This is a genomic window from Mesorhizobium sp. A623 (genome assembly GCF_054489405.1).
In genome coordinates this window covers 54,359-69,788 of sequence record NZ_JBTMXB010000022.1, presented here as the reverse complement: position 1 = coordinate 69,788, position 15,430 = coordinate 54,359, and the positions used below count along the sequence as shown (strand labels likewise).

Genomic DNA, 15,430 nt, shown 5'->3' with positions numbered 1-15,430 from the left:
TGGTTCAAATCCAACCCCCGCAACCAAATCATAAAAGCCCGCCAGATAAACCTCCGGCGGGCTTTTTGCTGTTTGTGCAGCAATCCCGTGCGGCCAAGATGCACGCACGCAAAAAAAGTTATGTAACAAGCAGCTTACGGATCGGCGTTGCAGAGCATGATATGGCAGCAGCCGCTGCCGTGCCCCGGCGTCCACGTGATATTGTCGAAGCGTATGCCCGGCGCTTCGAACAGGCCCCGGTCGAAAGCTCCGGCAATCCGGCAGAGCGTCGCCAGCTTTTCGTCATCGACGCCGGCTTCCGCCCAGGCATCTTTTAGCGGACAGCGCTTTACCTTGAACGTGATGCGGTCGTCACCTCGCTCCACGTCCGTCGGATACATGCGGCCCCCGTCCGGGCTGACGGAGAGGAAGGCCTCGCCGATGGCGCGGGCGTCGTTTGGCCCGAACCTGGAGAAGGCTGCCGCCGCGACCTCCCGTCCCCGCTTTTCTATGGCCCGGATCATCACCGCCTCGGCACGAGCGGCACCCATTTCCTGGGTCAATTCCTCCAGCATCAGCCGATAGAGATCGGCGCGGTTCTTGAATGCCGAATCCAGTTCAAGCGCGAGTTTTTCGGCCCGTTCGTCGTTGTCTGTCATCTCGGCTCCAAATGCTATTTATCGGTCTAATCGTGGGACCGCCGCGACCAAGGCTTGCGCTACCTGCGACCGCGGCGCGTCGATCACCTCGGTCGCGCTGCCCGTTTCCACGATCTTACCGGCAGCCATGACCGCAACGCGGTGGGCTATTGCGCGAACGACCGCCAGATCGTGTGAAATGAAGAGATAGGCGATCCGTTCCTCCCGTTGCAGATCGAGAAGCAATTCCAGAATCTTGCCGCGCACCGACACATCGAGCGCTGAAACGGCTTCGTCGAGCACGATCAGTGCCGGTTTGGTCGCCAGGGCACAGGCAATTGCAACGCGCTGCCGCTGGCCTCCGGAAATGTCATGGATCGCCCGACTTGCCAGTGCCGCTGTAAGGCCGACGCGTTCCAGCAGTTCTTCGATCCGTCGAGGCCGCTCTGGGGACCGACATTGCGTGTGGATGCGCAACGGCGCATCCAGCACCTGGCGAACCGATGCGCGCGGATTGAAGGCGGCGAGCGGATCCTGAAACACCATTTGCAGCCTTGCGCGGCGCGCGCGCAAAGCGGCCCCACGCAACTTCAACAGGTCGCCGTCTTCGAAGCGAATGGCGCCCGCGTCCGGTTCAATCAACCGCAGCAGCAGGCGTGCGACGGTAGATTTTCCGCTGCCGGAAGGGCCTGCAAGCGCCAGCGTTTCGGCAGGTTCTATGTGAAACGAAATGCCGTCGACCGCGCTAACGGTCCTGCCAGCGCTGGAGAAACGCTTGGTAAGGTCCTTAACTGTAAGTAATGGCTTATTCATACGTCAGGCACGCGACTGCAGGAGCAACGGCTTCGTGCCGAGGCCGATATGGGCATCGAGCAGCGTCTGCGCATAGGCACTGCGCGGTGCGCTTATTACCTGCTCGGTGTCGCCGAGTTCGACCAGTTCGCCGTGGCGGAACACCGCGATCCGCTCGGCAAGGTTGGCGGCGAGTGCGATGTCGTGGGTAACGAACAGCAGCGCCATTCCGTCTTCGGCGACCAACCGGCGAATGAGCGAGACGATCTCGGCCTGCACGATTGTGTCGAGCGCGCTGGTCGCCTCGTCGGCGATGAGCAGGCGCGGGCCGGCGGCTATCGCTGCGGCGATTGCGGTCCGCTGCCTCTGGCCACCGGAAAATTGGTGGGGAAAGGCATGCATGGCCGAATCCGGGTCGGGGATCCGGACCCGTTCAAGCAGTTCCCTTGCGCGCGAATAGGCTTGCCGCCAACCGAGACCGAGATGCGCCTTCGCTACTTCCGCGATCTGCTTGCCAATGGGCATGACTGGATCGAGGCTTGCCGACGGGTCCTGGAAAATGAAACCGATATCGCGCCCGCCTTGTGGGAGGTGGTCGAAACCATCCCATTCGATAGTACCGGAAACGCTTGCGGTGTGCGGTAACAATCCGGCAAGCGCCAAGGCCAGCGTGCTCTTGCCCGATCCGCTTTCGCCAATGATCGCTAAGCGCTCGCCGGCCTTGAGTTCGAGATTGATTTCGCTTAGCGCGGTGATCTTCGTGCCGTCGCCCTCATAGGTAACGGACAGGCTATTTATATAAGCGAGAGCTTTCTTTTGCAGATCGGTCATGACAGGCCGCGCCGGATTGCGGTCGCCTCGACCACGCCTTCGCCGGCCAGATAGACGCCGAGCACCGTGAACACCAGCGCGATGCCCGGCACGATCGACAGGAACGGCGCGGAACGGAGCACGGTGCGGCCTTCCGCGATCATGCCGCCCCAGGTGACGCGGTTGGGATCGCCAAGGCCGAGAAAGGAAAGTGCGGCCTCGGTCAGGATGGCGCCGGCGACGATGATCGAAGACAGGGCCAGGACCGGCGGCAGCGCGTTCGGCAGGATTTCGCAAAAGGCGATTTCCAGCGGATGCATGCCGACGACGCGTGCCCTGGCGACATAGTCGCGCTCGCGGATCGACAGGACTTCGGCGCGCGCGATGCGGGCCGGACCGGTCCAGGCAGACAGCGTGATCGCCACGACGACCACGGTAAGGGAGGGGCCGACGACGCTGACGAAGGCCAGCGCCAACAGGAAGCCCGGTACCGTCTGGAAAGCGTCGGTAATGCGCATCAAGACCTCGTCGATCAGTCCGCCGGCAAAGCCTGCCAGCGTACCAACGATTGCGCCGACGATGAGGGAAGCGGCGGCGGCGGCTAGCCCGACGGCGAGCGAGGTGCGCGCGCCGTGGAACAGTTCAGCCAGTACGTTGCGGCCGAGACGGTCGGTGCCGAGCGGCATCGTCCAGTCCTGGAAGGGCGGCAAAAGGGCAGGGCCGGCGATGGCCTGCGGGTCGCCGGGAAAGAGAAGGGGTGCTGCGAGAGCCATGGCGAGCAATGCCGCCAGGATCAAAGCGCCCGCGACGGCTTCGGGTTTGCGGAAAAAGCGGCTCATGCCGAGGCCTCGCCGGCGCCGACGCGCGGATCGAGGAATGCGTAGGCGATGTCGACCAGCAGGTTGATGAGCACAACCAGCACCGCGCTGGTCAAGATGATGCCGAGCAGCAACGGCGTGTCGCGCGCCGTAACGGCTTCCTGCGCCAGCCGACCCAGGCCGGGGATCGCAAACACGCTTTCGATGACAACGCTGCCGCCCAGCATCTGCGCCGATTGCAGGCCGAGCATTGTGACGAGGGGCAAAAGCGCGTTGCGCGCGACATGAGCAAGCACGATGCGGCCGTGTGGGATACCTCGGGCGCGGGCGGCGAGAATGAAATCCATGCGCCACACCTCCGCCATGCCGGCGCGCATCATGCGCAGATAGAGCGCCAGATAGATGAAGCCGAGAGCGGCCACAGGCAGGATCAGATGGGTGGCAATGTCGGCTGCGCGGGCAAGGCCGGTATTGATGGAGGCAATCGTTTCAATGCCGCCGACAGGCAGCCAGCGCAATCGGACCGCAAACAGGACGATCAGCACGAGGCCCAGCCAGAAGCCCGGCACCGCATAAAGCGCCAGCGAAGCGATGGACAGGAAGCGGTCGCGAAAACTGCCGGGTCTGGCACCAGCATAAATGCCGAATGCAGCCCCGAGCCCGAAAGACAGGGCGGTGGCGCTGCCCATCAAAAGCAGCGTGTTGGGCAGGCGCTCCAGGATCACGTCGCGGATCGGGCGCGAGAAGGCGACCGAGTGGCCAAGGTCGAGATGCGCCAACGCCCAGACGTAATTGGCAAGCCGGGTCGGCGCTGATTGATCGAGGCCCCAGCGCTGGCGCAACACCTCGATCATGCCGGCATCGCCGCCCGCCGAGACGGTATAGGCATCAACGGCGTCGCCCGGTGCCGCTTCGAGCAGGAAGAACGTGCCGACGATGACAATCGCCAGCACGAAGATTGAGCCAAGCAGGCGGCGGCGCAGGAGGATGAGCGCGCGGGTCATGGGGCGGGGATTCCGCGTAAATTAGTGCGCCGAGTTCTGTCGCGCCCCCCTCTGGCCTGCCGGCCATCTCCCCCGCAAGGGGGGAGATCAGTCACGCGCCCCTCACAGCCTTTTCTGTAACGTTGGCGATTGGGGCGAACCTCGCGGACCGATAATCTCCCCACCCGAGGGGGGTGAGGAGCGGTTCGGGTAGCGAACGAAAGGCCCCAAAATGGGCTTTTCGAGCGACGAACGCCCGTAGCCATAGCGGAGGGCCGAAGCCGGTAGGACAGAGGGGGGCGACGTAGAGCGTTCACGCTGCGAATTGACCACCGGCGGGCGGCGGGAGCAAGCGCTGAAGCGCCTATTCCTCCAGCCATGTATCGGCCCAGTTGGATACGGCCCAGCGCGGATTGTCGGCGATGTTCTGCACCTTGTCGCTGGCGACGCTGATGAAACTCCACTCGGCGACATTGATAAGCGGCAGGTCGGCGGCCACTTTCTTCTGGAATTCCTTGTAGAGTTCGGTGCGCGCGCCGGAATCCAGCGTCTCCGAAGCTTTTGCGATAAGCGCGTCTAGCTCGGCATTCTTGTAACCGCCCTGGTTGGAAAAGGGCACGCCATCGGGAATGCCGCTCTGCACCAGAATGGTGGTGGAGATGGCCGGGTCGCCACGGAACACCGGTGGCCCAACCGCCAGGTCGAAGGCATGGTCGGTATAGACGGCTTTCTGGTGAGCGGCGGCATCGTTGTTGACCAGTTGCGCATCGATGCCGATGGCCGCCAGTGCCTGCCGGAAATAATCGCCGAATTGCTTGGTCTCGTTGAAATAGGGTGCCGGCAGAAGTTTCAGCGAGAAACGGATGCCGTCCGAACCGCGCTTGTAGCCGGCTTCGTCCAGCAGCGCGTTGGCCTTGGCGACGTCGAACGGGTAAGTCTCGACATCGGGCGTGTAGAACTGCGGATCGTTTTTCGGCACGGGGCCGGTGGCGGCGGCGGCATAGCCGAGAAACACGGTCTTGACGACGAAGTCCTTGTCGATGCTGTGCGCGATCGCCTGCCGCACCTTCAGGTCGGCCAGTTCCTTGCGGCGATGGTTGATCTCCACCACCAGTTGATAGGTCAGGCCCTCGTAGCCCTTGCTCACCACCTTTAGGCCGGGCACCTTGGAAATACGCTCCAGGTCGGCGAGAGGCACCGCCGAGAAGGCCGCAAGCTGGATTTCTCCCGCTTCAAGCGCGCTTGCGGCCGAGGCGCGGTCGGGCAGCACCTGGTAGATGATTTCGTCAAGATAGGGTTCGTCCTTGCCCCAGTATTCGTCATTCTTCGCCAGCCGGTAATATTCGCCGGGCTTGTATTCCGCCAGTTTGAAAGGCCCGGTGCCGACGAGCGCATTGTTTGCCGGGTTATCCTCGATCTTGCCATTGTCGAAGATGTGTTTGGCCACGACGCTCGAGAGTGCGGGCAGCGCATTGCGGATCAACTGGAACGGGGTCGGCTTCGAGAACTTGAACACGGCGGTCAGTTTGTCGGGCGTCTCGACGGCCTCGAGGTCCTTGAACACCGTGCGGCCGAGATTTTGCAGCGGCTTCCAGACCTGCAACGCCGAAAACGCCACGTCCGCCGATGTGAACGGCTTGCCGTCGTGCCATTTCACGCCTTCGCGCAGCTTGAAGGTGACTGAGAGCCCATCGGCAGCACCTTCCCAACTGACGGCAAGGCGGGGGGCAAGGCCGTCCTCGCCGCTGAAGTCGGCTTCGGCCAGCGTCTCGATGACCTTGCTGGAAATGAAGAAGACGCCGTTGGAGGCGACGATGGCCGGGTTGAGATTGCGGGGCTCGGAATCGGCTGCGACCACCAACCTTCCGCCTTTTCGCGGCGTCTGCGCCCAGCCGATGGAGGGCAGGGCGGTGGAGGCGAGCAGCAGAGCCGAGCCGGAAAGCACGGTGCGTCTTGAAATCCTGAATTCCGACATGGCCAACTCCTGTGCCGTCAGCAGACAGCGTAGCTGTTTGCGATGCGCAACCTGAGCTGGCCGGCACCTTGCGGCCGGGATTATGACCTTTCGCGCCCGTTTCGCCAGAGAAGGAAGTCGCGCATCGGGGCGTGGCGTTGAAAATTCCTTCCGCTGGACCAGTTTCGGGCGGGCAGCGACGCTCGAAAAGAGCGCTCAGCCGTCCTTATTTGCCGCGTCGGCGCAACCCGTCGAAATAGACGATGATGATGATCAGCGCGCCGGTAATCACGCGCTGCCAGAACGAGTTGACGTTCAAAAGGTTGGCGCCGTTGTTGATGGTCGCGAGGATGAAGGCGCCAAGCAGGGGTCCGTGGATCGAGCCGATAGCGCCGAACAGCGACGTGCCGCCGATCACCGACGAGGCGATGGCCTGCAACTCCCAGCCTTCGGCCTGCGTCGGGTTGCCGATGCCGATGCGCGAGGCCAGAAGCACGCCGACAAAAGCCGCGCACAGGCCCGACAGGATGTAGGCCATATAGATGGTGCGCGGCACGTTGACGCCGGACAGGCGCGAGGCCTCCGCATTGGAGCCGACCGAGAAGAGGTAGCGGCCCCAGCGACTGTGGTGCAGGAGGATATAGGAGGGAACGCCGACGAGGATGACCATCCAGAACAAATTGGGGATGCCGAGAAACGAATTGCGCGAAAACTCCTGGAACGCATCGTTGTTGATCGAGATCGAGTTGCCGTTGGTCATCAAGAGGCCGATGCCGCGCAGCGAGGTCAAGGTGGCGAGCGTGATGATGAAGGGCGGCAGGCCCATTCGCACGATGCCGAAGCCGTGGAATAAGCCGATGCCGACGCCGACCAGAAGGGTGGCAAGCACCGCCACCCATACCGGCCAGCCGGCCTGGATCAGAAGAGCCGGAATGACCGTGCAAAAGCCGACAATTGCGCCCACCGACAGGTCGATGCCGCCGGTGATGATGACGAATGTCTGGCCGACAGCCAGGATGGCGATCATCGAGCCCTGGCGAAGAAGGTTGGAGATGTTGATGGCGGAGGCGAAGCTGGGCGTCGCCAGCGAAAGCGCGATCCACAAGGCCGCAAGAAGCAGCAGCAGCGTGAGGCCGAACAGGACGTTGTAGTTCCGCTTCGGTTTGGCGGCGGGTAGGGTTTCGATGCTCATTCTTTCGTTCCCCGTATTTTTTCTTTTTGGTGGTGCTTCGACGTCAGCCGATGGCCTGCGTCAGGACTTCCTCATGGCTGGCGTCACGAAAGCCGTGGCTGGCCACGAGCCTGCCCGCGCGGAACACATGCAATCGGTCGGACAGTTCATAGACTTCCGGCAAATAGGACGAGATCAGAATGATGCCTGCTCCCTCCGCCAATAGCGTGCTGAACAGGCGGTATATCTCGGCCTTGGTGCCGACATCGACGCCGACCGTCGGCTCGTCGAAAATGAACAGCTTGGCGCCATGGTTCAGCCATTTGCCGATGACGATCTTCTGCTGGTTGCCGCCGGACAGGCTGGAGGCCAGCACATTGCGGGTGGGCGTCTTGATGCGAAGGCCCACGATCTGGCGCTCGGCCTGTGCCTTCTCCTGGGTCGGCGAAATCAGCAGGTTCCTGCTGATGCGCTTGTAGATCGGGAGGTTCAGGTTGAGGCTGACCGGCAGGTTGAGGCACAGGCCCTGGTCGCGGCGGCTTTCGGGCGCCAGCGCCATGCCCAGCCGGATCGCGTCGTGCTCGGAATTGACGGCCACCTCATTGCCTTGCCAGAAGATGGTGCCCGCGGACTTGCGGTTGCGGCCGTACAGCGTGGTGACGAACTCGCTGCGCCCGGCGCCGATCAATCCGTAGAGGCCGACGATTTCGCCCTCCCTCACCGTGATGGAAACATCGTCGAAGCCCTTGCCGGACAGGTACTTCGCTTCGACGATGGCCGCACCCGGTTCGAAATGCTCCTTGTGGTAGATCTGCTCGATCGATCGGTTGATCATCATCTTGACCAGTTCGGCATCGTCGGTTTCGGCGATGTCGCGGGTGCCGACCAGCGTGCCGTCGCGCAGCACCGAAACGCGGTCGGCAAGCTCGAATACTTCCTCCATCCGATGGCTGATATAGACGATGGTGACACCTTCGTCCTTCAGCCGGCGGATCAGCGTGAACAACTGATCCGCTTCCTTGCGGGTGAGGTAGGCGGTGGGTTCGTCGAAGATCAGGAATTTGGTGCCTCGCACGGTGGCGCGGGCGGCGGCGATCAATTGCTGTTGCCCGATGGTCAGGTCGCCCAATTCGACCTGAGCCGGCAGGTCGAAGCCGATGTCGTCGATGATCTTTTGCGCATCGCGGATCATCTTGCCCTTTTGCAGGATGCCGAAGCGAATGGCTTCCTCACCAAGGAACATGTTTCCGGCCACGGTGAGGTGCCGGCACAGGACCATTTCCTGGTGCACGGCATTGATGCCCAGCGCCATCGCTTCGTGCGGCGAGGCGAGGGCCGTCGGCTGTCCTTCCCAGATGATCTCGCCGGATGTGCGCGGTATCACGCCGGTCAGGAGCTTTATCAGGGTCGATTTGCCGGCGCCGTTTTCGCCGACGATGGCGTGGATTTCCCCGGCCTTGAAGGCGAGGTCTATCGGTTTCAGCGCATGGGTGCCGGGGTATTTTTTCTCCAGCCCGCGCAGTTCCAGGATGGTCCTGCCGGGTTGAAGAACGGGGGCTGGATGCAATTCCTGTGCCGTCGGATTCATGGCGGTCCTCCCGATTGCCCGTCTCTCGCCGTTCTTTGATGGAGCCGGGATAATCCGAAAACCGATTTCACTTTTCGGTCCCATGCTCCAGCGCGGCAATTTCCGGGGCCGCTACAGCCCCGGAAAAGTTCGGCTGGCGTGCTCAGTCGAGCTTCGGATTGAGCAGCGCGTCGATCTTCGGGTCCTTCATGTTCGCCTTGGTGACCAGATTGGCGCCGGTATCGACGAATTTCTCGACCGCTTCGCCCTTAGAGGCAGCGAGCGCGGTCTTGATGCCGTCATAGCCCATGCGGTAGGGGTCCTGCACCACGAGGGCCGAGATGACGCCGTCCTCAAGGAACTTGACCAGTTTTTCGTCGCTGTCGAAGCCGACGAGCGCGACCTTGCCGCCAAGGTTGTTTTCAGCGATCGCCTGGCCGACGCCCTGCGCCATGATCAGGTTGGAGGCGAAAATGCCCTTCAGGTCCGGATTGGCGGTGATAAGGTCGGTGGCGATGTTGAGGCCGGTAGTGGCCTGGCCATCGGCATATTTGTCGGCCACGACCGTCAGGCCCGGATACTTGGCCTTGACCTCCTCAAGGAAGCCTTCGCGGCGCGATTCCAGCGATCCGGCTCCCGGCAGCGCGGTGATGATCGCCACCTTGCCCTCGACCTTGCCGCCGTTCGCGGCCCCGATCGCCTCGGCCAGGCCATCGGCGGCAACCTTGCCACCCACCTTGTTGTCGGTGGTCAGGAACGAGGTGAAGGCGTTGGACTCGGCGCTGGAGTCGATGCCGATGATCTTGACCTTCTTGGCCGCTTCATCGATCGGCTTGCCAAGCGCCTTGGCTTCGGTCGGAGAGATGACGATGGCCGCCGGGTTGCCGGCGACGGCATTTTCGAGGATGGAGATCTGGCCGTTGACGTCCGTTTCGGCCTGCGCGCCGAGTTCCGGCACGTTGACGCCAAGGTCCTTGCCGGCCTTGCGGGCACCGGCCAGCACGATCTGCCAATAGAAGGACGTGGTGTCCTTGACGATGATCGGAATGGTTATGTCGGCGGCAAAAGCCGATCCGGCCGGCACGACACCGGCCAGCATCGAAGCAGCGCCCAGCACTACGAAAGTACGGCGATTAAGCTTTCCATTGAACGATTCCATAGGCTTCCTCCCTAAGGCGCCTGGTGAATTTCGCGAATATTCTATCGGAGCAGGCGCGGCTCAAACAGAATTTTATCGATAAAAAACAGAAATTCCAGTAATTCATTCCTCAGGCTGTGTCGAGAAATTTTGCACAGTCGAGCTTTGGCCAGCGCCGGTTTTCTCCCTTGTGTAATGAAATTTAAATTCCAACGATAGTCAATAGAGAATGAACATTCGATATTGTGTCGCCGCATGGATCACCTCCACCATGCACCTTCCTCGGCATTCGGCTCATTCGCGCACCGCGCCTGTCAGCGGCGCCTGCACCGTCGTGTGCAGACGATATTTTTCGTACGCCTCGGCCGGGACTGGGACATCGAGCAGATCGATGTTGCGGGTCACGCTGGAGGCCTTGGCGGTGCCGATGAGCACCGTCGCCACGGCCGGTTCTTCGAGCGGAAAGCGCATCGCGGCGGCCGCGAGCGGATAGCCGCCTTGCGCGGCGACCGCCTCCATTGCCGCCACTTTCCTCAAGATGTCATCCGACGCGGCCCCATAGTCGAAATTCGAGCCTGGCCTTGCGCCGGTTGCCAATATGCCGGAATTGAACACGCCGCCGATGACCAGCGATGTCTGATCCTTCCTGCACAGCGGGATAAGCTCCGCTTCGGCGGACCGGTCGAGTAGCGAATAGCGCCCGGCCAGAAGGATGCAGTCGAGCGGTGCCCGGTGCATGACGTTCAGGCAGACTTCCACCTCGTTGACGCCGAGCCCATAGGCGGAGATCACGCCGGTCGATTTCAATTCTTCCAGCGCCCTGATGCCGCCGTCGAGCAATTGCCTGAGATGCACTTTGGTCAGTTCGAAGCCGTGGGTGTAGACGCCGATGTCGTGGACGTAGAGCATGTCGATGCGGTTCAGGCCGAGGCGGGCATAGCTTGCTTCGAGCGAACGCATGATGCCGTCGTAGCTGTAGTCGTAGACGGGCTTGAACGGCAGCGGGTCGACGAAGCCGAGATCGGGAACCTGGTCGTTCGGCACCGGCTGGAGTAGGCGGCCGACTTTGGTCGACAGCACATAGTCGTTGCGCGGCTTGTCGCGCAGGTAGTCGCCGAAACGGCGTTCGGAAAGACCGAAGCCATAGTGGGGGGCCGTATCGAAATAGCGCATCCCCGCGTTCCAGGCGGCGTCGAGGGTAGCCATCGCATCCCCGCGCGTAACCGCATGGTAGAGATTGCCCAGCGATGCGCCGCCGAAACTGTATTCGGTGACTTCGAGTTCTGTCTTGCCGATGCGGCGCCTGTTCATGCGGCCATTCCCGATCGTCGATCTACAAGGTTGCGCCGAGGTGCCACGGCACGAACTCATTGTCGCCGTAGCCGAATTCCTCGCTCTTGGTCTTGCGGCCGGATGCCGTTTCGACGATCAGTTCGAAAATCTCCCGGCCCATGCCGGCGATCGTCTTTTCGCCGGAGGCGATGACACCGCAATTCATGTCCATGTCTTCCTCCATCTGGTGGTACATGGTGGAATTGGTGGCGAGCTTGATGGATGGTGTCGGTCGGCAGCCGAAACAGGAACCGCGCCCGGTGGTGAAGACAATGATATTCGCCCCGCCCGCGACCTGCCCGGTAGCCGAAACCGGGTCGTAGCCGGGCGTGTCCATGAAAACCAGTCCGTTGCCGCTGACCTTTTCAGCATAGGCGAAGACGCCGTTGAGCGGCGTCTGGCCGCCCTTGGCGACGGCCCCCAGCGATTTTTCCAGAATGGTGGTCAGCCCGCCGCGCTTGTTGCCGGGCGAGGGATTGTTGTCGATGGATGCGCCATGCTTGGCGACATGGGCTTCCCACCATTTGATCAACCCGTCGAGTTTCGCGGCAATTTCGGGCGTGGCGGCGCGCGCGCCGAGCAGATGTTCGGCACCGTAGATTTCCGTGGTTTCGGACAGGATGCCGATGCCTCCGACGCCCGCCAGAATATCGACGGCAGCGCCTAGCGCCGGATTGGCGGTGATGCCGGACATGCCGTCCGAGCCGCCGCATTGCAGGCCGACGACGATCTCGCTGACCGGGATCGGCTCACGTTCCAGGTGGCCGATTTCCTCGGCGATCTCGGCCAGCACGCCAAGCGCCTGTTCCACCGATTTGCGTGAGCCGCCGGCGTCCTGAATGTTGAAATGGCGCTTGCCGGCTGCCACCCCCCTTTGTCCGTAGAGCGTAAGCTGGTTGACCTCGCAGCCGAGCCCGACCATGAGCACGCCGCCGAAATTGGGATGGCGCGCATAGCCGGCCAAGGTGCGGTGCAGGGCCATCATGCCGTCGCCGGTCGCGCTCATTCCGCACCCCTGGCCGTGGACGATGGGGACGAAGCCGTCGATGCCGGGATATTGCGGCAAAAGCCTGCGGTTGGCCTCGTCGGCGATGGCGTGGCAGACGGTCGCGGAACAATTGACGCTGGCAAGGATGCCGACGAAATTGCGCGTGCCGGCGCGGCCGTCGGCGCGGCGATAGCCCATAAAGGTGCGGGTCCGGTCCGCCTCGGTGGCATGCTCGGCTTCGCTCGGCGGCACGACAGGCAGGCGTCCGGCCTCGAAAACCAGGTTGTGCGAATGAACGTGCTGGCCCGGCGCGATCGCCTGGGTCGCGCGGCCGATCGCCTGCGCGTATTTGACCACCGATGCGCCTTCGGCAATGGCCTTGATGGCGACCTTGTGGCCGGGGTCGATCGGCTCCACCGCCACCACGCCTCCCGGCAGGACCGTCCCCGGTTCGAGACGGCCATTGGCGACGGCGACATTGTCTGCCGGAGACAGGAGGATGCAGTTTGCAGCAGTCACTAAGCTATTCCCGGATGGCGTGCAGATTGACACGCGCTGGCTTCTCGTTAATGTCTTTTATCGGAAAAAAACATTTTGCGTCAATTGTTTTTTCCTGCCATGGCGGTTTGAGGGCTTCCGGCCGGCAAACGGGGTTGGGCATGTCGAAGAACAACAATGTCTATAAGGAAGCCTATAATCGCTGCCTGAGGCTTTTCGACGAGACGAAGAGCCTGCCGTCCGAGCCTGAACTGGGTGCGGCGCTCGGTGTCAGCCGCACCACGGTGCGCGCCATTCTCAAGCGAATGGAAGAAACCGGGCTGATCGCCTGGAACAAGCGCACCAAGACCGTGCTGCGCGAGACGCGCGAGGACGATTTCTTCTCCGATTCCGAAACCGACACGCTGTCCCAGATCATCGAGCGCAGCTTCATGCGGCGGCTGCTGGAAGGTGGTGCGGAAGCCGGCGCGCAGATCAACGAACTGGAACTGGCGCGCGAAATCGGCGTCGGCACCACCAGCGTGCGCGAGTTCCTGATCCGCTTCAGCCGCTTCGGCCTGATCGAGAAGCGTCCCAACAGCCACTGGGTGCTGAAGGGCTTTACGCGATCGTTCGCGCTGGAACTGACGGAAATCCGCGAGATGTTCGAACTGCGCTCCGCTGCCGCCTTCGCCAGCCTGTCGCACGACAATCCGGCATGGGGCGAGCTGGAAAGACTGGAAGCCGATCACCATGCCCTGCAAAAAGACATCGCGGCCCGGTTCATGGAATTTTCCGAACTGGACGAGCGTTTCCACCGGCTCATTCACAGCGCGTCCCGCAACCGCTTCATCGTCGATTTCTACGATGTCATCGCGATGATCTTCCACTATCACTATCAATGGGACAAGGCGGGCGAGCGCGAGCGCCTGCGCAACGAAGTGGCGGTCGGCGAACACCTGATCTATATCGAAGCGCTCAAGTCACGCGATCCGGCCCGAGTCGATGCCGCGTGCCGCATGCACCTGAAGTCGGCGCGGCACACGCTTTTGACCTCGATGCCCGATAGTTCGACCGCACGATAGCGCGCGCCGTGATGCCGCAGCGAACACTTCGCGGTTTTGCGCTGGCCGGTCGCGTGATAGGAACGCTGGACCCATAGGAGCACGACGTTGAGCAAACCGCGCAGACGGTGGAGGATGGTGGCGGCCTTTGCCGCGGCCTACCTGCTCGTGCTGCAATCGGTCGCGTCGGCGTTTGCGCTCGGAACTGGACCCACTGCCGCAGCGCTCGACAGCTTCGGCAATGTCATCTGCACGCATGACGGGGCTTCCGAACTGCCGGCAGGCGATCAGCATCGCAAACACATGCCGGCGTGCTGTGCGCTGGGCTGTGCGGTTGCCTCGTCGGCGCTCGGCGCGCCGCCGGACCTTGCTTCCATCGATGCCGGACTGTCGTTCCAGGCGGTCGTTTTCCTGCCTTTCACGCCAGCCCATGTCACGCTTGAGCGCGACCGCTCGCCTGCCAATCCGCGCGCACCACCGCTCGCCTGAGGTCTGCTGCGCCTGGCGGAACCTTTCGCCCGCCTTTTCATCCAATGACTGAATTCGTTCGCGGCCGCATAACGGCGCGAATCCGTATTGACGGAGCCATCATGTTTTATTTGCCTAGCCACGGCGCGCGCCTTGCCGCGTCCTCCATGACTTTTCAGCGAAGCCTCGGCATTGCCGTCTTCGTTCTTGCCCTGCTGTTTGCCAGCGCCCATGCGGTTTTCGCCCATGAATTCAAGGTGGGCGACCTTGAGATCGACCATCCCTGGTCGCGCGAAACGCCCAATGGTGCACGCGTGGCTGGCGGTTATTTCACAGTGAAAAACACCGGCAGTTCTGCCGACAGGCTCATCGCGATAACTTCCGAGATTTCGGCCAAGGCCGAGATCCACCAGATGACGGTTAGCGACGGCGTCATGACCATGCGGCAGGTCGAGGGCGGCCTGGAAATTCCGGCGGGCGGTTCGGTCGCGCTGGACACGGGGGGCTACCATCTCATGTTCATCGACCTCAAGCGGCAGCCGAAGAAAGGCGAGAGCTTTCCCGCCACGCTGACCTTCGAGAAGGCCGGCAGCGTGACCGTCGAGTTCGCGGTCGAGGGACTTGGCGAAACGGGCGGCATGAGCATGGAGCACGACGATGCGAACTGACGCTTTGCCCGCATCCCGCCCCGAAGGCCGGGGTTTCAGCTTCGCCCTTGCGGTTGGTGTTTTCCTTGCCGCAGGCACGATAAGCGCATCCGCCCATGTCACGCTTGAAACACAGGAAGCAGCGGTCGGCTCGACCTACAAGGCGGTCGTTCGCGTGCCGCATGGCTGCGAAGGCAAGGCGACCACGGCCATTCGCGTAAAAATGCCGGAAGGCTTCATCGCCGTGAAGCCGATGCCGAAACCCGGCTGGGAAGTCGAAACCGTCAAGGGCGCCTATGCCAGATCCTACACGCTGTGGGGCGAGGCGGTCACGCAAGGCGTCACGGAAGTCGACTGGAAGGGCGGCAATTTGCCGGACGAATTCTACGACGAATTCGTCTTCCGGGGTACGTTCGCGGATAGCCTGACAGCAGGCGAGAAGCTGTACTTCCCGGTGGTGCAGGAATGCGGCGAAGCGACGGACCGCTGGATCGAGATTCCAACTGCGGGGCAGGACGCGGACGCGCTGGAATCCACAGCGCCCGGCGTAAAGCTGCTGCCGAAGAAATAATTTTCTTCGAAGCGGCGTCTTTGACTGAGGATG

The 15,430-nt window shown here is 62.3% G+C and carries 15 protein-coding genes; 4 read left to right on the top strand and 11 right to left on the bottom strand.

The features are described from left to right. Positions 1-134 precede the first annotated feature (134 nt). The 11 genes from ACX3P1_RS19700 to ACX3P1_RS19650 form a co-directional block, all read right to left on the bottom strand. A complete protein-coding gene (locus tag ACX3P1_RS19700) occupies positions 135-638 on the bottom strand; it encodes an L-2-amino-thiazoline-4-carboxylic acid hydrolase (RefSeq protein WP_459081296.1) in 504 nt (167 codons plus the stop codon). 18 nt (positions 639-656) lie between these two features. Further along, positions 657-1,430 carry an ATP-binding cassette domain-containing protein gene (locus tag ACX3P1_RS19695; RefSeq protein WP_459081295.1) on the bottom strand — a complete coding sequence of 258 codons (774 nt, stop codon included), beginning with the start codon at positions 1,428-1,430 and terminating at the stop codon, positions 657-659. A 3-nt stretch (positions 1,431-1,433) separates the two neighbouring features. Further along, positions 1,434-2,240 carry an ABC transporter ATP-binding protein gene (locus tag ACX3P1_RS19690; RefSeq protein ID WP_459081294.1) on the bottom strand — a complete coding sequence of 269 codons (807 nt, stop codon included), beginning with the start codon at positions 2,238-2,240 and terminating at the stop codon, positions 1,434-1,436. After that, on the bottom strand, positions 2,237-3,058 hold the full coding sequence (locus tag ACX3P1_RS19685; protein WP_459081293.1) for an ABC transporter permease: 822 nt from the start codon (positions 3,056-3,058) through the stop codon (positions 2,237-2,239). The genes ACX3P1_RS19690 and ACX3P1_RS19685 overlap by 4 nt, the downstream gene beginning before the upstream one ends. After that, positions 3,055-4,041, bottom strand: a complete 987-nt coding sequence (locus tag ACX3P1_RS19680; protein ID WP_459081292.1) for an ABC transporter permease — start codon at positions 4,039-4,041, stop codon at positions 3,055-3,057. The genes ACX3P1_RS19685 and ACX3P1_RS19680 overlap by 4 nt, the downstream gene beginning before the upstream one ends. 343 nt (positions 4,042-4,384) lie before the next feature. Beyond that, positions 4,385-5,995: an ABC transporter substrate-binding protein gene (locus ACX3P1_RS19675; protein ID WP_459081291.1), complete on the bottom strand. Its 1,611-nt coding sequence runs from the start codon at positions 5,993-5,995 to the stop codon at positions 4,385-4,387. Between the two features lie 205 nt (positions 5,996-6,200). Continuing rightward, positions 6,201-7,166 carry an ABC transporter permease gene (locus tag ACX3P1_RS19670; protein ID WP_459081290.1) on the bottom strand — a complete coding sequence of 322 codons (966 nt, stop codon included), beginning with the start codon at positions 7,164-7,166 and terminating at the stop codon, positions 6,201-6,203. A 43-nt stretch (positions 7,167-7,209) separates the two neighbouring features. Further along, positions 7,210-8,733: a sugar ABC transporter ATP-binding protein gene (locus tag ACX3P1_RS19665; protein ID WP_459081289.1), complete on the bottom strand. Its 1,524-nt coding sequence runs from the start codon at positions 8,731-8,733 to the stop codon at positions 7,210-7,212. A gap of 142 nt (positions 8,734-8,875) precedes the next feature. Further along, positions 8,876-9,871, bottom strand: a complete 996-nt coding sequence (locus ACX3P1_RS19660; RefSeq protein WP_459081288.1) for a substrate-binding domain-containing protein — start codon at positions 9,869-9,871, stop codon at positions 8,876-8,878. A 273-nt stretch (positions 9,872-10,144) separates the two neighbouring features. Continuing rightward, entirely contained in the window at positions 10,145-11,161 is a 1,017-nt protein-coding gene (locus tag ACX3P1_RS19655) for an aldo/keto reductase (RefSeq protein WP_459081287.1), read from the bottom strand. A gap of 22 nt (positions 11,162-11,183) precedes the next feature. Beyond that, entirely contained in the window at positions 11,184-12,689 is a 1,506-nt protein-coding gene (locus ACX3P1_RS19650; protein ID WP_459081286.1) for a UxaA family hydrolase, read from the bottom strand. Between the two features lie 140 nt (positions 12,690-12,829). On the opposite strand from ACX3P1_RS19650, the gene ACX3P1_RS19645 reads away from it, so the two are divergent. The 4 genes from ACX3P1_RS19645 to ACX3P1_RS19630 all read left to right on the top strand — a co-directional run bounded on the left by ACX3P1_RS19645 (position 12,830) and on the right by ACX3P1_RS19630 (position 15,397). Then, on the top strand, positions 12,830-13,732 hold the full coding sequence (locus tag ACX3P1_RS19645; RefSeq protein ID WP_459081285.1) for a GntR family transcriptional regulator: 903 nt from the start codon (positions 12,830-12,832) through the stop codon (positions 13,730-13,732). Between the two features lie 87 nt (positions 13,733-13,819). Further along, positions 13,820-14,200, top strand: a complete 381-nt coding sequence (locus tag ACX3P1_RS19640) for a DUF2946 family protein (protein WP_459081284.1) — start codon at positions 13,820-13,822, stop codon at positions 14,198-14,200. Positions 14,201-14,301: 101 nt separating this feature from the next. Next, complete coding sequence (locus ACX3P1_RS19635; RefSeq protein ID WP_459081283.1) at positions 14,302-14,847, top strand: copper chaperone PCu(A)C; 546 nt, start codon at positions 14,302-14,304, stop codon at positions 14,845-14,847. Further along, on the top strand, positions 14,837-15,397 hold the full coding sequence (locus ACX3P1_RS19630; protein WP_459081282.1) for a YcnI family copper-binding membrane protein: 561 nt from the start codon (positions 14,837-14,839) through the stop codon (positions 15,395-15,397). The genes ACX3P1_RS19635 and ACX3P1_RS19630 overlap by 11 nt, the downstream gene beginning before the upstream one ends. Positions 15,398-15,430: the final 33 nt, after the last annotated feature.